Source organism: Paenibacillus sp. DS2015, assembly GCF_050433705.1.
Lineage (GTDB): Bacteria > Bacillota > Bacilli > Paenibacillales > Paenibacillaceae > Paenibacillus_AQ.
This window is the reverse complement of sequence record NZ_JBNPWS010000003.1, coordinates 79,120-99,559: the sequence shown is the minus strand read 5'-3', so window position 1 is coordinate 99,559 and position 20,440 is coordinate 79,120. Positions and strand designations below refer to the sequence as shown.

The 20,440-nt window shown below is 41.1% G+C and carries 16 protein-coding genes; 3 read left to right on the top strand and 13 right to left on the bottom strand.

Annotated elements, in window-relative coordinates; genetic code table 11:
- Window positions 1-18 precede the first annotated feature (18 nt).
- The 6 genes from J2T13_RS03845 to J2T13_RS03820 all read right to left on the bottom strand — a co-directional run bounded on the left by J2T13_RS03845 (window position 19) and on the right by J2T13_RS03820 (window position 4,528).
- A complete protein-coding gene (locus J2T13_RS03845; RefSeq protein WP_429368492.1) occupies window positions 19-723 on the bottom strand; it encodes a sugar transferase in 705 nt (234 codons plus the stop codon).
- Window positions 723-1,628 (bottom strand): UTP--glucose-1-phosphate uridylyltransferase GalU, encoded by a 906-nt coding sequence (galU, locus tag J2T13_RS03840; RefSeq protein WP_429368917.1) that lies wholly within the window; start codon window positions 1,626-1,628, stop codon window positions 723-725. The genes J2T13_RS03845 and galU overlap by 1 nt, the downstream gene beginning before the upstream one ends.
- A 239-nt stretch (window positions 1,629-1,867) precedes the next feature.
- On the bottom strand, window positions 1,868-2,557 hold the full coding sequence (locus tag J2T13_RS03835; RefSeq protein ID WP_429368490.1) for a CpsD/CapB family tyrosine-protein kinase: 690 nt from the start codon (window positions 2,555-2,557) through the stop codon (window positions 1,868-1,870).
- Window positions 2,538-3,356, bottom strand: coding sequence for a YveK family protein (locus J2T13_RS03830; RefSeq protein WP_429368488.1), 819 nt, complete (start codon window positions 3,354-3,356; stop codon window positions 2,538-2,540). The genes J2T13_RS03835 and J2T13_RS03830 overlap by 20 nt, the downstream gene beginning before the upstream one ends.
- Window positions 3,313-4,086, bottom strand: coding sequence for a tyrosine-protein phosphatase (locus J2T13_RS03825; protein WP_429368486.1), 774 nt, complete (start codon window positions 4,084-4,086; stop codon window positions 3,313-3,315). The genes J2T13_RS03830 and J2T13_RS03825 overlap by 44 nt, the downstream gene beginning before the upstream one ends.
- A gap of 139 nt (window positions 4,087-4,225) precedes the next feature.
- Window positions 4,226-4,528: a hypothetical protein gene (locus tag J2T13_RS03820; RefSeq protein WP_429368484.1), complete on the bottom strand. Its 303-nt coding sequence runs from the start codon at window positions 4,526-4,528 to the stop codon at window positions 4,226-4,228.
- 352 nt (window positions 4,529-4,880) lie between these two features.
- Here J2T13_RS03820 and J2T13_RS03815 point away from each other — a divergent pair, with 352 nt between their 5' ends.
- Window positions 4,881-5,249, top strand: coding sequence for a helix-turn-helix domain-containing protein (locus J2T13_RS03815; protein WP_429368483.1), 369 nt, complete (start codon window positions 4,881-4,883; stop codon window positions 5,247-5,249).
- Window positions 5,250-5,355: 106 nt separating this feature from the next.
- On the opposite strand, the gene J2T13_RS03810 is transcribed toward J2T13_RS03815, so the two are convergent.
- The 4 genes from J2T13_RS03810 to J2T13_RS03795 form a co-directional block, all read right to left on the bottom strand.
- Complete coding sequence (locus tag J2T13_RS03810) at window positions 5,356-5,502, bottom strand: hypothetical protein (RefSeq protein WP_429368481.1); 147 nt, start codon at window positions 5,500-5,502, stop codon at window positions 5,356-5,358.
- Window positions 5,503-5,745: 243 nt separating this feature from the next.
- Window positions 5,746-10,344: a glutamate synthase large subunit gene (gltB, locus tag J2T13_RS03805; protein WP_429368915.1), complete on the bottom strand. Its 4,599-nt coding sequence runs from the start codon at window positions 10,342-10,344 to the stop codon at window positions 5,746-5,748.
- A 430-nt stretch (window positions 10,345-10,774) separates the two neighbouring features.
- Window positions 10,775-13,123: a YhgE/Pip family protein gene (locus J2T13_RS03800; protein WP_429368479.1), complete on the bottom strand. Its 2,349-nt coding sequence runs from the start codon at window positions 13,121-13,123 to the stop codon at window positions 10,775-10,777.
- Between the two features lie 182 nt (window positions 13,124-13,305).
- Entirely contained in the window at window positions 13,306-13,887 is a 582-nt protein-coding gene (locus J2T13_RS03795; protein ID WP_429368477.1) for a TetR/AcrR family transcriptional regulator, read from the bottom strand.
- A gap of 379 nt (window positions 13,888-14,266) precedes the next feature.
- Here J2T13_RS03795 and J2T13_RS03790 point away from each other — a divergent pair, with 379 nt between their 5' ends.
- Window positions 14,267-15,421, top strand: coding sequence for an MGDG synthase family glycosyltransferase (locus J2T13_RS03790; protein WP_429368475.1), 1,155 nt, complete (start codon window positions 14,267-14,269; stop codon window positions 15,419-15,421).
- A 118-nt stretch (window positions 15,422-15,539) separates the two neighbouring features.
- On the opposite strand, the gene J2T13_RS03785 is transcribed toward J2T13_RS03790, so the two are convergent.
- Window positions 15,540-16,481 (bottom strand): cell wall hydrolase, encoded by a 942-nt coding sequence (locus J2T13_RS03785; RefSeq protein WP_429368473.1) that lies wholly within the window; start codon window positions 16,479-16,481, stop codon window positions 15,540-15,542.
- A gap of 88 nt (window positions 16,482-16,569) precedes the next feature.
- Window positions 16,570-17,202, bottom strand: a complete 633-nt coding sequence (gene thpR, locus J2T13_RS03780; protein ID WP_429368471.1) for an RNA 2',3'-cyclic phosphodiesterase — start codon at window positions 17,200-17,202, stop codon at window positions 16,570-16,572.
- A 395-nt stretch (window positions 17,203-17,597) separates the two neighbouring features.
- On the opposite strand from thpR, the gene J2T13_RS03775 reads away from it, so the two are divergent.
- Window positions 17,598-18,569 carry a D-2-hydroxyacid dehydrogenase gene (locus J2T13_RS03775; protein WP_429368469.1) on the top strand — a complete coding sequence of 324 codons (972 nt, stop codon included), beginning with the start codon at window positions 17,598-17,600 and terminating at the stop codon, window positions 18,567-18,569.
- Window positions 18,570-18,661: 92 nt separating this feature from the next.
- Here the strand turns inward: J2T13_RS03775 and J2T13_RS03770 are convergent, their stop codons facing one another.
- A complete protein-coding gene (locus J2T13_RS03770; RefSeq protein ID WP_429368467.1) occupies window positions 18,662-20,440 on the bottom strand; it encodes an ABC transporter ATP-binding protein in 1,779 nt (592 codons plus the stop codon).

The window sequence follows — 20,440 nt, the reverse complement described above, 5'->3', positions numbered from 1 at the left end:
CGCCTCACTTTTTGATTACTAATAAGCATCCTTCGAACCGAACAATACCTTAACAGTTTTAAGCATAATCGAGAGATCAAGAACGACTCCCCTATTCTCGATATATCTTAAATCTAACTCAACCATTTGGTTAAAATCGAGGTTGTTCCTACCACTCACTTGCCATACTCCAGTACAACCTGGCGTTACTGCCAAACGTTGTTTATCATACGACGAGTATTCATCTACCTCTCTAGGTAAAGGAGGTCTTGGACCTACGAGACTCATTTCTCCTCTAAGCACATTTACTAACTGTGGAAGCTCATCGATACTTGTTTTACGAATAAAACGGCCTATTCTCGTAATTCGGGGATCTTCCTTCATCTTGAACATGGCTCCACTGATTTCATTCTTCTCCAGTAGAAGATCTAACTGTTCCTCCGCATCAGATACCATAGAGCGAAATTTATACATCCTAAACATACGTTCATTCTTACCCACCCGAGTCTGGTAGAAAAACATACTTCCACGGGGATCTTCCATCTTGATAAGAAGAGAAATAATAAGAAATAAAGGCGACAACACGATTATCCCTAATAATGAAAATGACATATCCATTAAGCGTTTTACTACATGATAGAACAAGTAAGATTTATTAGCCTGTGAGGATGTACTCGTCTGAGCGTAGAACTCTCCAGTAACAGCAACCAAGACATCTGTTTCGTTCTTATGAGAAGGGGCCATTAGATCTCACCTCTCATCACTAATAAATTGTTCTCCTTCTCTCTAAGCAATAACTGTTCAAGCCCAATGAGAAGTTGGTCCTTAATTTCACGATTCTTCAAAGCAAAATCAACAGAGGTTAGAATAAATCCTAACTTCTCACCTACGTCATATCGCTTACCTTCAAACTCATAGGCGTACACACCTTGGAATTCATTTAATCTCTGAATAGCATCTGTTAATTGAATTTCTCCACCTGCGCCCAGTTCTTGCTTCTCCAAGAAACGAAAAATTTCTGGCGACAATACATATCTACCCATAATCGCTAAATTCGATGGTGCCATACCCATAGGAGGCTTCTCAACAAATTCATTCACAACGTGCAACTTCCCATAAGATTTATGGTAATCAACAATACCATACCGACTAGTCTCGTCTATTCCTACCCCCTGAACACCGATTACAGAGTGCCCAGTCTTTTCATACTGCTCCATCAACTGCTTCGTGCAGGGTACTTCAGATACCACAATGTCATCACCCAGAAGTACTGCAAAGGGTTCATCACCAATAAAGTTACGAGCACACCATACCGCGTGGCCTAGACCTTTAGCTTCTTTCTGCCTAATATAATGGATATCAACATTAGAAGATTTACGAACCTCTTCAAGTAATTCGAATTTGCCCTTTTCGATCAGATTGTGCTCCAGTTCAAATGCATTATCGAAGTGATCCTCGATAGCTCGCTTACCTTTCCCCGTTACAATAATGATGTCTTCAATACCAGAGGCAATGGCTTCTTCGACAATGTACTGGATCGTAGGCTTATCGACGATGGGTAGCATTTCTTTTGGCATTGCTTTTGTAGCTGGTAAGAATCGGGTGCCTAAACCTGCCGCAGGGATAATGGCTTTCCTCACTTTTTTCATCATTTACCACCCCATCCTTTATCTTTATTTAAAAGCATGATTTAAACCGGTTTACTCTATGAAAGTAACGCAGTACAAATCTTACTTTCAATGTGCAAAAAGGGGCATTTAACCCATCCTCACGTCACACCCTTGACGATTCACGTCTAAGGTTCCAAGGAACCCACAGTATGACCGAGTGCCTACAATGATAGAGGTATAGTAGGTGTTACCTAAGTTATAAGAGTATGGTCTATGAGCTACTTCTCTCCATAGTAATAGTAGTAAGGTCTATCCTTACCTAGATTGACATTGTTCAGCACGACACCAAGAAAGCGTGCATTCACATGTTCCAAGTTAGACTTTGCTTTCTTTACCATTTCTTTTTTCACCTTATTGGAACTAACGACCAACAGGACCCCGTCGCACATTGAACTTACAATTAACGCATCTGTCACAGCTAACACCGGCGGTGTATCGAACAGTATAATTTCATATAGATCTTTAAGTTCTGCCAAGACAGCTTGCATTTTCAGCGAACTTAGCATTTCAGAAGGGTTCGGAGGAATAGGTCCCGATGTAATCACTTCTAAATTCTCTATATAGGTTTCTCTCACAACATCTTGAAAGGAATGCTGGCCCGACAATACACTCGTTAATCCAGCTTGATTCGAAACTGTAAATACCCGGTGTAAGGAGGGTTTACGTAAATCGGCATCAATCAAAAGAACTTTCTTTCCCTCTTGAGCGTAAGCAACAGCTAGATTACTCACCGTCGTCGTTTTACCTTCACCTGCCTGAGCAGAGGCGACCATAATAATCTGGATTTGTTCATCTACTGATGAGAAATGAATATTCGTCCGAAGCGTCCGATAGGCTTCAGATACTGGCGATTTAGGATTGATCAAAGTGATTAAGCCTTGGTTATTGTTATTTACTGACCGTGACATAATTGCCTTCACCTACCTGTGTTTGATTTTTTGATTTCTTACTAACAAAGGTATCTTTCTTCCGTGTCGCAGCAATCACAGCTAGCGTTGGCATACCTAACTCAAGTTCGAGTTCAGCTTCATTCTTGAATGTGTCATCTAAATAATCCAGAAGAAATACCAACCCAATGGCAAACATTAACCCCAGAACAAAACTAATCATAATACTCATTATTGGATTAATATTCACAGGTAATGCTTCTTCATCTAACTTCGCTTCACTTAGAATCGTGACATTATCAACCTTCATGATGTTAGGAATTTGCGATTTAAATACCTTTGCTATGCTATTCACAGTTTTTGCAGCGTTTCTATAAGATGTATCCTGATAAGTTAAGCTCATCACCTGTGAATTGTTATATGTACTCACATGGATGTTACTAGCCAATTCATTCGCTGTTGCTATCAGATCAGGGTAGCTAGAAATGACCCTTTCCATGATAGTAGAAGATTTAATAATTTCAATATAGGAGTTAATGATGGTGATATTCGTCTGTAACGTGCTATAATCCAGCAGCCCTTTTCCCTCAAGTTCATAGGCCTGGTTAACAATTAACTTAGCGCTGGCTTGATAAATAGGCTCCGTATAATAAATACTCTTCACAGCTGAGAATGTACAAGCCACAATAATAATGGCGCCGATAAGCCAAATTCTTTTACGAAATAAATGCATATATCCCTTAAGTTCCATAAATTGTTCCTCCTGAATATGTGTATTAAAGCTTTCTAGAGAACCACGGTAACCAATTTCGACTGACATTGGCTGATTCAGCAGAAATAATAAGTTTATCCTCAAGAACCCGAAGAGCATTACGTTGTAGTCGTTCTACATATTCATCACCAAACTGCTTAGCTAATGTTGAATAAGATGTCCGCAAACCAAAGGTCCTTCGATATAAGTCATGAGAATCTGATGAAATGAAATGTAAGTAATTTTTCTTACATAAATAGAGACAAAATTTCTGGGCTTTTCTCCCGAAAAGTCCTGTGATAGAGTTAGCTGTAATTTGGAATAGTACCCCCTTCTCGAATAAATCCAGAACCATTCTACGGGAGTTCATAAGTTCTCTATTTCGTTCGGGATGGGCTATGATGGGCGTTATTCCATTTATCTTCAACTCGTGAAGTACATCTTGGAAAAAAGGAGGTACCTGCTTTGTGGGTAGTTCGAGTAGCATGTAACGACTGTTAGCAAGGCTACAAAGGTTTCCTCTGTAGAATTCATGAATTAACGCTGGATGAACATGAATTTCTTGACCAGCCTCTATTTTCAGTGGTATTTGACGATTGTTTAATTCATTATTTAATAAATCAACAGCCTCAAATACGAGTTCAGCAGGTGTATTATATCTTCCATTGAGGTGGTGAGGAGTAGCAATAATGGTCGTAATTCCTATCTCTACTGCAGCTCTTGCCATATCAATAGATTGTTCTAACAATTGTGGTCCGTCATCAATTCCAGGTAATATATGGCAATGTATATCAATCATATCTTCTCATCCTCAATATTTAATCACCCTTATCTTCTTAGACATTTATGCATTTTAATGATTTATTAGAACTAATGCACTTCCTAGGAATTTATAGTAGAATGAATGTAAGTATCCTCATTCAATAGGGGATATTCTTTTAAATGGATACGTCAATATTCATGCGCACTCTGCGTTCATGTGATTTACTAGCAGAAAAGTAATAATTCAGGTTAAGAAGCATCTTCTGTAGAAGACTTGTATTATATAATTGATGTTCTTTAGTGCTATGTAGTTTGACACGGTATTGAAATGTCTGTTCATAAGTCCCTTTACTGTCTAGCTTTCCTGAGAGCTTGACTACGGAACTAGAATCTTCAACGTCAAAACCAAAAATAACATTTTCCATCATAGGCAGATCTAAATCGCTTAAAAAGCAGATCGCATTATCACATAATTCCATCAGAAATATGGGGCGACGCTTGCTCTTTATTTTATTTCCTTCAACTTCTCTAACGTATATATGTGCATTGAGAGAAAGGTTGGCCCAGACATGAATAATGGGATTCATAACTTCATTCCTTCGGAATCATATTTGTTACATAGTTTGACTAAAGCTTTTTTAGATCATTCTATATATGTTTAGAAATCATCTGTTCAGGGAAGCATAATTAGTCACTGATACATTCTGTAACTCTTTGTATCAATTTACGATACAAATAGTATCATGTCAAGCATAATTTGGGATTATCTCTTTTTTGTGACATTCAATATGGAAATTAGTAGATTTAGAAGTCGAACTGGGAGGATCATTCATGAATCATGGGAATCGCATAGCTGAACTACGTGAGATACGAGGGTGGACACAAGAAGATCTATCTCGTTCCATTGGCATTACAAGAGCATCACTTTCCCATTATGAGAAAAATCGACGCAAGCCTGATTTCGAGATATTATCAAAGCTTGCCGATAAATTCGATGTTTCTATTGACTATTTAATTGGTCGAACGAACCATGCAGATGTAGAAATGGATGAAGATGTTAGACAATTCGTAGATGATTTAGAACTATCGGATGATAAAATTCTCGAACGGATTAATCTGACGATCGACGGTCGAAGCTTAACAGAGGAAGAAGCCAAACGTTTTATTGCCTTTGTCCGTATGGAACGAATCATGAAATAACTGCATTCCACCCACAAAAAAGCCTCAGTTCCAAAGTTTTTCCTTTGGAACTGAGGCTTTTTGTAGATTCAAGTAGTTTACTAATTCTTCAATAATTCCAGAAATATCATTTCTGTTGATCTTCTATGTAATCATTCCACTTTCCAGGATGAATACCGCATTGTTGCATTATTTTCAGAATATCTAACTCTCTCTTTTCCGGTATCTCTCGATTTGACCGGGCCTCGGTACTCACTTCTTTTCCATCTTTCATCGAAGATACCTCACTCTACTTTTCATTTATTGGTTTTCATCCTGATTGCTCTTATTCCAATAAGCCTAATCTGTAATATTATAGCTTACGATTTGTTTATATGTTGTCGTCTAATGGAAGCAATCCGACAATATTTCGGTTCTAATTTTGTCGAAAAAAAATAGACTTACATTCAGACCGCAAGAAGCGATAGGAATATAAGTCCAGAATATAATTTATTGCGTCAATGCGAAAAATCCGTGCTTAGTTACCTCCGGTACGAGCTAATTCACGCATATTTGCTTCAAAAGCAGCAAGAAGCGCAGCTTCTCCAGTCAAACCACTTTCATGTACTTTCTCAATTTGCTGCGTCATCCGTTTAAAGTCTTTTGGAATAACACGGACAAATGCTCCTAAACTCTCATTCCAGTTATCCAGCACCCATTGTCCAACAGTACTTCCTGTATAAGACACATGGTTCTGAATCATTGAACGAAGATCCGCAGCTTCTGCAGCATCCTCTATCCGTTCTAACAATACCATTTCAAGATTACAGTCTTTAATGAAGGTTCCCTCTTTATCGTATACATAAGCGATACCACCGGACATACCAGCCGCGAAGTTACGACCCGTTTCGCCAAGTACAACGACACGACCGCCTGTCATATATTCACAACCATGGTCGCCGACACCTTCCACGACCACCTTAACGCCTGAGTTCCGAACGGCGAACCGCTCACCCGCGATGCCACGAATATATGCTTCTCCACTAGTTGCACCATAGAATGCTGTATTCCCGATGATAACATTCTCTTCGGCTTTAAATGTAGACTTTGGTGAAGGCTTCACAATAAGCTTACCTCCAGAAAGTCCTTTACCTACATAGTCATTAGAATCTCCGATGACTGTCAATGTCATGCCTTTAGGAACAAAGGCTCCAAAGCTCTGGCCTGCTGTACCCATGAATGTAAATTGAATCGTATCCTCTGGCAGACCGACAGCTCCATATTTACGTGTCAGTTCACTACCTAAGATCGTCCCTACTGCTCTATTCACATTGGTGATTGGGAGTACCCCTTCCACCAATGTCCCGTTCTCTAAGGCAGGTGCTGCTAAACCGAGTAACTGGCGCATATCAAGCGTCTCTTCTAATTCATGGTTCTGATGCTTACTGTTATAGGGTGTACTATTTTCAGGTAGCTCTGGAGAATGGAGTAAGACAGATAAGTCTACACCATGTTTCTTCCAATGTCCCGAGGCCTGAATAGCATCTAGACAGTCTGTGCGCCCAATCATATCTTGTATGGTACGGAAGCCTAGTTCGGCCATAATTTCGCGCATATCCTCAGCAATGAATCTCATAAAGTTAACCACGTGCGCAGGGTCGCCTGTGAAATTCTTACGAAGCTCAGGATTCTGAGTAGCTACACCTACAGGACATGTATCCATATGACAGACTCTCATCATAATACAACCAAGAGCAACTAGAGGTGCTGTTGAGAAGCCATATTCCTCTGCTCCCAACAAAGCAGCTACTGCTAAATCACGACCATTGAGCATTTTACCGTCGGTTTCCAGAACAACCCGATCACGTAAGTTATTAAGTATAAGCGTCTGATGCGTCTCCGCAAGTCCTAATTCCCAAGGAAGTCCAGCGTGGCGGATAGATCCTTGTGGGGATGCCCCCGTTCCTCCATCATAACCACTCACAAGAATAATATCGGCACGACCCTTAGCAACCCCCGCAGCGATCGTTCCTACACCGACCTCAGATACCAATTTCACATTGATGCTTGCACGTGGATTAGCATTTTTCAAATCATATATAAGTTCTGCTAGATCTTCAATTGAATAGATATCATGATGAGGTGGTGGTGAGATTAGACCTACACCTGGTGTTGATCCACGTACTTCTGCTACCCATGGGTAAACTTTGCGACCCGGTAGTTGCCCACCTTCACCTGGCTTCGCCCCTTGCGCCATCTTAATCTGAATCTCATCAGCATTGACCAAGTAATTAGAAGTAACACCGAACCGCCCTGATGCCACCTGCTTAATTGCACTCCGGCGAGAGTCCCCATTGCTGTCTTTAATGAAACGAGCCGGATCCTCTCCACCTTCACCTGTATTACTCTTACCTCCAACACGGTTCATCGCGATCGCAATACTTTCATGTGCTTCCTTACTGATCGATCCGAAGGACATAGCTCCGGTCTTAAATCTTCTCATGATAGACTCTACCGATTCAACTTCTTCTATAGGTACTGAGCTTCCCACTGGTTTGAGCTGTAAGAGTGAACGGATCGTAAGCCGTTGCTCATTCTCACCTTGAACCAACTGAGCATATTTCTTATAAAGCTTATAATCATTCGTGCGGACGGACTGTTGCAATAAGTGAATCGTCTGTGGGTTGAACAGATGCTCTTCACCATCTTTACGCCATTGGTATTCTCCGCCTGAATCAAGTTCTTTATCATTGCCGTCTTTATCCGTAAATGCACGATTATGATGAGACAGTGTTTCCAACGCTACTTCTTCAAGACCAATTCCACCAATTCGTGAAGGTGTACGTGTGAAATATTGATCTACAAAATCTGAATGGAGACCCACAGCTTCAAAGATTTGCGCACCACGGTAGGATTGAATGGTGGATATCCCCATTTTGGATAACACTTTAACAACACTCTTAGTAGCGGCTTTAATATAATTCTTCACAGCCTTCTCATGCGAAATCCCACGCAACATTCCCTGCTGGATCATGTCATCCAGACTCTCAAATGCAAGATATGGATTAACGGCACTGACCCCATATCCTAACAAGAGCGCATAATGATGAACTTCACGAGGTTCACCTGACTCTAACAGAATACTAATCTTCGTCCGCGTACCTTGGCGAATGAGATGATGATGCAGACACGATACAGCCAGTAATGCTGGGATCGCTACATTGTCCTTATCCACACCACGGTCAGACAATATCAGAATGTTATGGCCTTTATCAATCACACGATCTGCTGCTTCACAGAGTATATTCAATGCATCACGTAGACCGTCCGCACCCTCGGATGCTATGAACAAGATCGGAATCGTCATCGATTTGAATCCAGGACGGTGAACATGACGAATTTTAGCGAAATCTTCATTGGATAGTACCGGTGTCTCTAGTCGAATTTGTCGACAGCTTTCAGGTTCCGGATGAAGCAAGTTACGCTCAGGTCCAATTGTTGTTCCCGTTGCTGTCACGATTTCCTCACGAATAGCATCGATAGGAGGATTCGTCACCTGCGCAAACATCTGCTTGAAATAATTATAAAGTCTTTGCGGACGCTCTGAAAATATAGCCAACGGAGCATCATAACCCATAGAGGCTATGGCTTCAGCGCCTGTAGAGGCCATCGGTTCAAGAACCTTCCGCAACTCCTCATAGGTATAACCGAAAGACTGCTGTAATTGCTGTATATTATCATGCTTAGGTTCTGGAAATTCTGGGGCATCTGGAAGTTCAGCGAGGTCGATCAAATGTTCATCAAGCCATTCACGATACGGTTGCTCCGAAGCGATCTGCGCCTTAACTTCTTCGTCAGAAATAATGCGTCCTTCCTTCGTATCCACTAGTAACATACGACCTGGACGTAAACGATCCTTGTATAAAATGTCTTCTGGAGCGATATCAAGTACCCCTGCTTCTGAAGACAATATGATCAAATCATCCTTCGTTACATAATACCGAGCTGGACGCAGTCCATTACGGTCAAGCATGGCGCCAATCTGAATACCATCAGAGAACCCCATCGCAGCAGGTCCATCCCAAGGTTCCATAAGCGTACTGTGATATTCATAGAAGGATTTCTTCGCTTCATCCATGCTATCGTGATTGTTCCATGGCTCTGGAACCATCATCATAGCTACATGAGGTAGAGAACGACCACTCAAATATAAAAATTCAAACGTATTATCAAACATGGCTGTATCTGAACCATCTGGATTAATAACGGGTTTAATTTTCTCCAGATCATCGCCAAATACTTCACTTGCGAATTGTGCCTGTCTAGCATGCATCCAGTTCACATTCCCGCGCAGCGTATTAATCTCTCCGTTATGGATCATGTAACGGTATGGATGCGCACGCTCCCAGCTTGGGAATGTATTCGTACTAAACCGAGAATGTATTAATGCAATGGCAGATTCTAAATGTTCATTCTGCAAATCAGTATAGAACTGACCTACTTGAACCGTAGTTAGCATCCCTTTATATACGATCTTCCGGCACGAAAGACTAGATATATAGAAGGAATTCCCCTCTTCAACCTCAGCATAACGAATGGCAAGTTCAGCCCGTCTTTGGATAACATACAATTTACGTTCAAATGCCAATTCATCCTGTAAGGCGCTATTCCGTCCAATGAAAACTTGGCGCACATAAGGTTTGGCTGCTTTAGCCGATTTGCCAAGCGTGTCATCTACTGTCGGTACATTACGAAATCCCAGAAAATTCTGACCTTCTTCAATAATAATCTCTTCAAGCATCTTCTCGTGCGTTTCACGGATCGACTGATCTTGAGATAAGAAAATCATTCCTACTCCGTAATGTCCCTTATCAGGAAGAATAAAGCCTAAATCCTTCGCTTCTCGGGTAAAAAATTGATGTGGAATTTGCAGCATAATACCAGCGCCGTCGCCAGAATTCGCTTCACTACCCTGTCCACCACGATGTTCCATATTCACCAACATGGTTAACGCTTGGCTCACAATTTCATGAGAAGGTTTGCCTTTGATATTAGCCACAAACCCCATGCCGCACGCGTCTTTTTCATTCTGCGGATCATAAAGTCCCTGCTTAGGGGGGAGTACTGTATGTCTCATAGATAGCAACCTTTCTTTATTATAAAGTAAAATCGAAAGACCAAAATTCATTAGGGTAATATGCAATAAATAATCCAGCAACAACAATCCAGATAATTTGTTATACCATTTTATCATCGACCTAACAGCAGCGCAATTCAAACTTTTTTATAGTTCTGATAACAATTGCTTTGCATCAAAGCATTAGCGCACGAAAGTTTATTTAAACTATTAAACGTATAATTATACAGAATATACCCCTCTGCGATGCTCCGATGTCGCACATCTTCTATTGAAGCAAGAGACAAATGGATCTGGAATACCAAATAGCAGGTCAAGGATAATCACCTTGACCTGCTATTTTTTTGCTCATTAGTCTCTTTTTAGAAGTTGGGGCGTCTCAGCAGAAGATTAGTCCACTTAGGCACACACCTTACTTGATTCATACTTATTAAACGGCAACAGTGGGTTCAAGCTCAACTGATTTGTTGGATGATTTACGTACAAAATAAATGAATGTTGCACATAAGAATACCAATCCAAATATCACAAGTGTTCCAAGCTGACTCCACATTGTACTGAAATCACCTGTAGAAATAACCGCTTTATATCCACTAACGCTGTAGGTCATTGGGAACCAAGGATTGAGTACTTTCATCCATCCTGGAATAAGTTCCACAGGGAACGTACCCGCACTTGTTGTCAGCTGTAGAATTAATATAACGATAACGATGAACCGTCCCGGTTGATCAAACCAAGTAACAAAGGCTTGAACAAGGAACATAAACGTTAGACTTGTAATATACGTAAATAAATAGAACAAGGGGACATTCTGTACATCTAGACCTAGCAAGTACAGTACCGCAATTACTGCAAGTAAGGATTGAATCAACCCAACCCCTGCAAATGATAGTGTCCGACTGATAAACCGGTTAAAGCCTGATGCATTAGGAACGCTCGATTCTCTCATTGGTAATACAATGGTGGTAATCAATGCCCCTACGAACAACCCAAGCGATAAGAAATAAGGTGCAAAACCAGACCCATAGTTGGGTACTTCATTTAGCTTCTCCTCTTGGACCTTCACTGGCTCAGCAAACATGTTGTATGTGGCATCCGTGCCTTTTACTTTGTCTGTTTTATCAGCAGCATCATTTAACTTAGAGGCAAGCTCTCCTGAGCCATCTTTCAACTTCACTAAGCCCGTCTCCAATTCACCTGCTCCATCATTTAACTTCTGGGAACCATCAGCCAACGTACCAACGCCGTCACCCAATTGATTCATACCGCCAGCTAGCTTCTCTGTACCCGCTGCAATTTCCCCAGCTCCGCCTGCTAACTGTTGGCTTCCACTAACCGCTTCACCCATCTTGGAACCAAATAATTTCAAGCCATCAGCTAGCTGACCTTGACCTTCTTCTATTTGATTAGCTCCCTGAAGAAGCTTCTGTTGACCTTGATGTAAGGCGGTACTTCCTTCGGATAACTGTTCTGCACCTTGCTTTAAGGCAACTGCTCCTTCGCTTAATTGCTGTGTACCCGCATGTAGCTTCGTTGCGCCCTGTAATAGTTGCGTCTGACCTTGATTAAGCGCCGTTGCTCCTTGTGCCAATTGTTGCTCGCTACTGTGAAGCTCTTTCGAACCCTCAGCTACGGCTTGACTAGCAGCTAGTAGCTTCTGTACCTCAGGGCTTTCTGCAAGTTCAGGATTAGACTCTACTAACTGTTCTATACCTTTAGCAACGCTAGCTGCACCTGCTGCAACTTGCTGGCTTCCTTCGGTAGCTTTCTTCAAACTTTGAGCAAGCGTGGCACTTCCGTCTTCAGAAGACTTTAGTCCATCTTGCAACTGGGCCGAACCCTCTACAGTGGACTTAAGTCCATCTTGTAGCTGACTTGTTCCCGTTACGGTTTGCTTTAGACCTGCTTCTAATTTCGCGCTTCCTTGCTCAGCAGATGTTAGACCTTTCTGCAATTGGGAAACCCCTTGATGTGTTTGAACTGAACCATCCTCCAGCTGCTTCTGAGCTGTTTGCAATTGGGTTAGCCCTCCTGCAAGTGCCGTAGATCCGTTCTCCAATTCGGCTGCACCTTGCTGTAGATCACTCGTACCAAGATTCAAGGGCTGTATACCCTCTTGAATCTTGGTAGTACCCTCTACTAATTTAGCCAAGTTATCTTTTAGCAATATCGCACCGTCATCTAACTGAACAGCACCATCTTGGATGACCCCCGCTCCAGTTCCAGCATCTTTGAATCCTGTCGAAACGGTCTTAATCTGATCAAACAGAATCTCAGAATACATCTCTGTAACCTTCGCAGATACCTGAGACCTAATCTGATTTACTGCCGAACCCCCAATTTGGGATGCTAGGAAATTGTATCCTTCGTTAGGTTGATAAATAATTTGGGCTGGTTGCGGTTCCTCATCCAACACCGTTGTTGCTTTAGAAGAAAAATCCTCTGGAATGCTGATAGTCATATAGTAATGATTGCTTGCCATACCATTATCGGCTTCTGCTCTACTAACAAACTCCCATTTAAAATCATCACTTTTCTTTAGCTCTGCAATCAAATCATTTCCTGCCTGAATCGTCTTTCCTTCATAATCCGCTCCCGTATCACTGTTAACAACAGCAACGGGAAGATCACTCATCTTAGCATAGGGATCCCAAAAGGCGGTTAGGAACATCCCACTATACATTACTGGAATAAATAAAATAGCAATCAAAGAAACCAACAATTTGTGATTCCTTACCGTAGACCCTAAATCTTTTAAAAATACAGATAACGATTTCATCGCTAATTTTTCTCTCCTTCACTATATACCGACACTGTATGACCATTGTTGTCATTCGGTCACTTTCAGTCCAAGAAAAACTTCTCTTATTAAAAATGGCGATTTTCTCTGTACCGCATCATTTTGTGTAAGGAAGTTATCTTTACGAGTATGGTGGCATTTAAGTACTGTTGTTCAGTTGTTTACTTCGATGATGCTAATCCCTCTAACAGGAACAAGCGAATATAATGTTGAATTTCTTCCTTATCCAAGGGTGTATGGAGCTTATTCAAGTCTGAAGTCAACGTAATGTACAGTCTTAACATAACAATGGAGACAACTTTGGGATCACAAGGTTTTATTTCCTTATTTCCTAAGGCAATCTCAATCTCATGTTCTAAATACTCCAAAACGACATTTTCCACTTTATCGAGTGCTTCAAGTGCTTGTGGTGTTCCGAAGTCCCGCAGTTCTTGCGATAACTTAATAATAAGATCATGTTCACCACGGAATTCAAGCAAAGCATTAAGTACTCTGTACAAATTATCGAAAAATGGTTCCTCACGGATAACTTCTTTAACTACGATCCGCTTCATCTCTTGGATGACTCCCAATAAAATCTCATCAAATAAATCTTCCTTGTTCGTAAAAAAAGTGTATATCGTCCCTTTTCCAACATTTGCTATCTTCGCTACTTGATCCATCGTCGTTGCTTTGTATCCAAATAGCGCAAAGGATTGGGCCGCCGCATTTAGTACTAGCTTTCGACGATCCATCGCAGCCATATCATCCCCTCCTTGTAGGTATTGTTCATTTCAATAACTGACCATTATTCAATTATGGTCATTCAGTCATTTAAATTTAACATCTTATGATTAAAATATCAATCATTATTTAATTAGAATTAGTCTCGTCAGACAAAAGTCTATGCGCTCCGACCTCAGTCCCAAGTTTATCCTCGTCTAAGGTCTAGGATGAATTACCACCTCAGGTCTATTTTGAAAAGTCTTTCTAACAACTACAATGAGTACGAAGTACTTGTTCCGTCCGGATAGTCGGTAAGAGACCCCTAATTCATAAAATGGATTCAATAAATTATTGATTTAGGATAGTAATAATGATTCCTATTCTGTAAGATAGAGGGAGAAAGTTGTAGGTGAAGACATGAGAAAAAAGAGAATTCTGTTGTTGTCCGAAGGATTTGGGACTGGGCACACTCAAGCGGCTCATGCTCTCGCCAGCGGAATGAAGAAGTTACAACCTCATTTGCAGTGCCGTGTGATTGAACTTGGGAATTTCTTGAATCCGACTGTAGGACCATGGATTCTATCAGCATATCGCAAAACAGTCACCACAACACCAGCTATTATAGGCATGTTCTATCGCAACAAATACGATAAATCATTGAATCGTCTAGCTCAGCTTGCACTACATCGCATTTTTTATACCCATGCGGCACAGGTTCTATCTCAACTTAAGCCTGATATCATCATATGTACCCACCCTATTCCTAATAGCGTCATTTCTCGACTTAAACGGCAGGGCGTTGATGTCCCGTTAATAACAGTCATCACCGATTACGATGTCCATGGAACATGGGTTAACCCTGAGGTAAATCAATATCTAGTGTCTTCTCCAAGCGTCAGGAATCTTCTTCTTGAACGTGGCGTTCACTCACGTCAGATCAAGATGACAGGCATTCCAGTTCACCCCGATTTTTGGGAGAGGGGCAACAGAGATCAACTCCGAACTGAACTGAACTTAAAATGTTTACCTACAGTTCTTATTATGAGCGGTGGCTGGGGAATAGCCTTCAAACATGAGCTTTTAGTACAATTAACATCATGGGCTGATCATATTCAGCTTATCTTTTGCATGGGTAGCAATGTAAAGCAATTAGAGAAGATGAAAGAGAATCCGATCTTCCATCATCCAAATATTACGTTGTTAGGTTACTCAAGCGAGATTAACAAGCTCATGGATGTATCTGATCTGCTTATTACTAAACCTGGTGGCATGACTTGTACAGAAGGACTTATTAAAGGAATTCCTATGATATTTTACGAAGCCATTCCAGGACAAGAAGAGCAGAATAGTCTTTTCTTCGTGAACCGCGGATTTGCGGAGACACTTCATTCAAGCGTAATTGATAGATGGTTCAACCGACTTATAACCGAATATGACGACGTCGTTGCCGAGCGGAATAGTAAGCAATCTACCGAGTCTTATCTTCATCCTTGTTGCTGTGCACAGACTGTTCTTGATATGTTACCGGTCGAGTCACTGGAGCAAGTAAGAGAATGGACTGTCTCTCCTTAAGATGCACATAAACAAATAAAAACAGCTCCCTGCTAGATCTTGGGAGCTGTTTTTATTTGTTTATATCTTTGTTACTTTCCCCTATGAAGACGCAACAAACCAGCATAAATAAGAAGCCTTATTTATAGAATGTATGATTTCCAATAGTTTCACTATAAGTCCGAGTATGTTTAACCGTTAAGTCATCTGCTAATTGAAGAGACAAGAAATAATAAGTATCATCACTAACTTCCTTACGCCCATTCATAGCTTCATTAACAGCATGAACAGTATCCTTATCGGGTTTGACACGTTTAAAACGTCCATTTCCTACAGGACTGAATTGAAATTTCTGATAGATTACCTTTTCAATAGTATTGGGAAAATTGGCTGACCGCAGCCGGTTTAAGACAACATTGGCGACAGCCACTTTGCCTTCGTACGGTTCACCTTCCGCCTCTGCCATCACAATTTTGCGTAGCATAAGCAGTTCTTCATCAGAAACCGCGTATTGCCAAGTCGATTGATCCTTCGCTTGTTGGCTTAGCGTCTTTGTCCGAGTGAAGAATAATACTTGTGGGGGATTTAGCTTAGGATTAACCTCTGCTATTTTTTTGGCTATAGCCTCTTTTTGTGCTTTAGCTTCTTCTTTTACTTGTGCTGCTTTCTTAGCTTTCGCTTTCTGCGCAGCCTTGGCCTTTTTCTCCGCCTCAGCCTCTTCATCAGCTTGAACGAGTTCTAACTGCTTCTTAAATAGCTGATTCTTGAAACCTAATGGTTCAGTAGAATTAATGACTAGATTCTTATTCACAAACAGAGACTCTATATCCTCTACCTGATGCAATTTAATGCTGTGTACCAATTTCAATGATGAACCAGAATGGACATTAGTCTTCTCTAATTGATGTACAGTACCATCAGCCAAAATACTCAAAGGCATTGTTTCTAGCAACGGAAGCTTACTCTCTTTCTCCCACCCTTGTACTTGTTCTGACTGCAAAAGCAGACATATCGCAGAGAAACACACTAAAATAACACCAATTAACAGCGCTATCCAGCGGTTTTGTCTAAATATACTCATAATCTTCCTCCTATGTTTCCGGCACATTCCCTAATAAGTAACCGAAAATTCAGGTTTTGAATAACCTTGAAAATCATTTTCAGTACATTTAATTCATTATTGGGAATGCTTCTACTACCTCATACATCGGCTTAGCGCCTATATGAGTAGTAAAAAGTACAAACTCACTAACATACCATGGTAGGTTCTCCGCAACAGAGGATGAGATTAACAAATCTCTCTGAAAAGGATTCTTCCCCGTATATTTGCGTGCTACAGTAATATGTGGCCGGTATTTACGTGCTTCTTTGTTAAATTGTAACTCTACTGTTGATTCTACGATTTTGTGCTGAAGACATTCTAGTCGGGCGAGATCCCCTGCCACTGTTTTATACAGCACTCTAGGTGCTTCAGGGACACCAAATATATCCCATATACCCATCTCCAACATAAACGGCTTAAGTTCTGATGCTACCCTATGCAAGGCTTCACAAAGTGCATGAATCTTGCTAGATTCAGTATCGCCCAGAAATTGCAGCGTAATATGATAGTCTTTAGAATATGTCCATTTACTAAACGGAATGTCTATCTTATAATGTTTACACTCGTTTTGTAAAGCACATCCTATCGGTTCAGGCACTCTCAGTGCCACGAACAAGCGCTGTGAAGCTGGCAATAGATTACCGATGCTCATTACTGTCCAAGTCCCTTTCGTGATAACAGAATAGTAATTTATCTCCACGATATTAGCTCATACTTATGAATTAATATGAATGAAAATAATTAACATCATGTGTTATTATAGCCTTTCCTATACCAATCCTCAATCCATTTATTATAAACATGGGTGGCAATTTAGCCCAGAATATGATTATTTGAGTTGTGATACTGGAACATTCAGGCCAATAAATCCTATCAAATCAAGGCTTTGGCGCGTCGACATTGTTCAGAATATTGTTCAGAATTTAATGTAGTTTTATTTCTGTATTTTAATGGGACAACTTCAGCATAATATTTCTTTTTACCCCGCTCACCCCCCTTTCAAACACTTTCATCTATCCCTCTATGCGATCATCTTTAAATTCTGGTATGATTTTCATATGACAAATCTATGATTACTCGAGAGGATGATAAAAGATGAAGCACATGGTTAGTCTGCACAACTTAACTCCTGAACAATTGAATCGTATTCATGATATAGCGCCAGAATATCATATAACCGTCGGTAAGAAGACCGAACTAGATCCTAGACAATTACAAGAAGCAGAAATCCTAATTGGTTGGTCCAGGGGAATCGCGGAACATGTCCTTGCTGAGAATAGTAAACTACGCTGGTTACAGACTTGGTCTGCTGGTGTAGACAAACTACCACTGAATCAACTAGCTACTAAAAATATATTGTTAACCAATTCCAGTGGCGTACACGCTACCCCTATATCAGAAAGTATTTTTGCCATGATGCTTGCCTTCTCTAGAGGAATACAACGATCCATACTGAATCAACATGAACAGAAATGGGATCCTAAGGTAGGGTGGAATAGATCTAGTACGCTTGCTGAGCTTCGTGGTACAACAGCCGTAATTGTAGGAGTAGGTGAAATTGGCAGCCAAACAGCTCGACTTGCCAAAGCTTTTGGCATGAAAGTGATGGGTGTTAGACGTTCAGGTAAAGACGCTCCACATGTAGATCACATGTACACCATGGAAGGATTACATGAGGCCCTTAGTCAAGGAGATTATATTATTAATATCCTTCCACTAACAGATGAGACGCATCACATGTTCGATACAGCGGCTTTTGCAGCTTGTAAACGAGGCGCTTGTTTCATTAATGTAGGACGTGGACCCACCGTCCATACTGCTGCTCTACTGGTTGCACTCAACGAGGGCATTATTCGCGCAGCTGGACTTGATGTATTTGAGGAGGAGCCGTTACCTCAGGACCATCCCCTCTGGACGATGGAACAGGTGTTGATTACGCCTCATATCGCTGGTAGCACTGATCATTATGATGAGCGTGTTGTGGACATTTTTGTGGACAATTTGAAAGCTTATATGGAAGGAAAAGGTTTACCACGCAATCTTGTGGACTACCGTTTGAAATATTGAATATATAGTACAACAAACTCAGGCAAACAAACCTTCATACTCTGGAGGTTTGTTTGCCTGAGTTTATATTTTAACTATTCGCTTGAATTTGATTAACCCACAGCCACTTCCTCTGCTTCATGTTCTAGTTCTTCTTCCTCTTGTCGCTGCAATTGTGTCGTATACAGCTGATAATAGCGTTCTCTGCGGTCCATAAGGGTTGCATGATTCCCTTTTTCCACAATACTTCCATCCTCCATCACAAGGATTAGATCCGCATGCGTAATCGTTGACAATCGATGAGCTATGACTAATGTAGTTCGCCCTGTCACCAGATGAGATAACGCATCTTGAACAAGTCGTTCACTTTCATTATCCAGAGCAGCTGTCGCTTCATCAAGTAAAAGAACAGGAGCATCACGTAATATGGCACGGGCAATGGAGATACGTTGCCGCTGCCCACCGGACAATAGTGTTCCACGTTCCCCAATTTCCGAGTCCAGGCCATTCTCCATGTCTACAATGAAGTTGTAGGCATTCGCGCTTTTGGCAGCAGATATAATCTCCTCTTCAGAAGCATCCTGTTTCCCATCAGCAATATTATCTCGGATCGTACCTGTGAACAGGTGATTCTCCTGTGGCACATAAGCAAAGTAATCTCTAAGCTCGCGCAAAGCCATATCATCCGTATTTTTCCCATCAATAACAATCTTACCTGTGGTGAGAGGGTAGAAACCTAATAACATTTTAAATAGAGTCGATTTGCCCCCACCACTTGAACCTACAATGGCCACTACCTCACCACTTTTCGCTTCAAAACTCACCTCATTAAGGACTTTATTGCCTGTAACAGAATATTGAAAAGTTGCCTCTTTCAGAGATAACACCCCAAATTTCTCATGGGATTTACTACTCTCCGGTAAGACTTCCATCTCCTTCGGAGCATCCATTAAAGTAAATATACGATCTGCACTTCCAAGAGATCCCTGAAAAGTAGCCCACTGACCTGGAAGTTCCATAAACGGTCCTACTAAATAGTTCATCAACTGAATAAAAGCTAACATAGCTCCAACCTGCAACGAACCATTGGCTACTGAAAAGGCTGCTACTAGTATCGCAATGAAAAAAGTGAGATTACCTAATAAGGCGGAAGAAGCTGTTGCTGTCCCTTCAATTTTGCCGCTATTGGTTTCTAATTCCACGAGAGTTCGATTGTATCGATTGAATTTGCTAAATAACTTCTTCTCCAAACCGAACGTTTTGACGACAGATGTCCCTCCAAGCACATCTTGTAAAAAAGCAGCTACCTGACCTAATGTTCCCTGTAACTTTCCAGTATTGTTACGCATCATTTTACCAAATATACCACCGAGTAATAGGGTCAATGGACCGATGGCCAAACAGATCAAGGCTAGTTGCCAGTTAATATACATTAGATATACGAAAGAAGTAAGGATCAGAATAGGATTCTTAATCAAATTCATTAGCGTATGCCCACATCCATCACCCACCGCTTGATTATCTGTTGTCAAACGCGATAGAAGCTCACCCGAGTGATTATCATCCCGATAAGGGACTGTGACCTTTAGTAATTGCTCCATCGTATCCATGCGCATATCCTTGCGGACTTTTACCGAAACCCTCGTTTTCCAATAATGATCAAAATAAGTATTCACGGTCAACAGAAGGATGATAGAAGCTCCTATTCCTATAAAAAAAGTCCATCTTTCTGTTTCTCCCGCTGCAGCAGCATTAGTAACAACAGATAAGAACCAGGCCACTGACAAATTTAAAGTTACCCCAACGAACATCGTGAGCGTCAGACCTGCATATAGCAACCGTTGTCTCTTCATATAGTAGACAAGTCTCTGGAACGTCTTACGTTGATCCAT

Bases quoted from the DNA above. Each gene is read 5' to 3' on its own strand.
- J2T13_RS03845 (WP_429368492.1), bottom strand. From the start codon at position 723: ATGGCCCCTTCTCATAAGAACGAAACAGATGTCTTGGTTGCTGTTACT.
- galU (WP_429368917.1), bottom strand. From the start codon at position 1,628: ATGAAAAAAGTGAGGAAAGCCATTATCCCTGCGGCAGGTTTAGGCACC.
- J2T13_RS03835 (WP_429368490.1), bottom strand. From the start codon at position 2,557: ATGTCACGGTCAGTAAATAACAATAACCAAGGCTTAATCACTTTGATC.
- J2T13_RS03830 (WP_429368488.1), bottom strand. From the start codon at position 3,356: ATGTCAGTCGAAATTGGTTACCGTGGTTCTCTAGAAAGCTTTAATACA.
- J2T13_RS03825 (WP_429368486.1), bottom strand. From the start codon at position 4,086: ATGATTGATATACATTGCCATATATTACCTGGAATTGATGACGGACCA.
- J2T13_RS03820 (WP_429368484.1), bottom strand. From the start codon at position 4,528: ATGGAATTATGTGATAATGCGATCTGCTTTTTAAGCGATTTAGATCTG.
- J2T13_RS03815 (WP_429368483.1), top strand. From the start codon at position 4,881: ATGAATCATGGGAATCGCATAGCTGAACTACGTGAGATACGAGGGTGG.
- J2T13_RS03810 (WP_429368481.1), bottom strand. From the start codon at position 5,502: ATGAAAGATGGAAAAGAAGTGAGTACCGAGGCCCGGTCAAATCGAGAG.
- gltB (WP_429368915.1), bottom strand. From the start codon at position 10,344: ATGAGACATACAGTACTCCCCCCTAAGCAGGGACTTTATGATCCGCAG.
- J2T13_RS03800 (WP_429368479.1), bottom strand. From the start codon at position 13,123: ATGAAATCGTTATCTGTATTTTTAAAAGATTTAGGGTCTACGGTAAGG.
- J2T13_RS03795 (WP_429368477.1), bottom strand. From the start codon at position 13,887: ATGGCTGCGATGGATCGTCGAAAGCTAGTACTAAATGCGGCGGCCCAA.
- J2T13_RS03790 (WP_429368475.1), top strand. From the start codon at position 14,267: ATGAGAAAAAAGAGAATTCTGTTGTTGTCCGAAGGATTTGGGACTGGG.
- J2T13_RS03785 (WP_429368473.1), bottom strand. From the start codon at position 16,481: ATGAGTATATTTAGACAAAACCGCTGGATAGCGCTGTTAATTGGTGTT.
- J2T13_RS03775 (WP_429368469.1), top strand. From the start codon at position 17,598: ATGAAGCACATGGTTAGTCTGCACAACTTAACTCCTGAACAATTGAAT.
- J2T13_RS03770 (WP_429368467.1), bottom strand. From the start codon at position 20,440: ATGGATCAACGTAAGACGTTCCAGAGACTTGTCTACTATATGAAGAGA.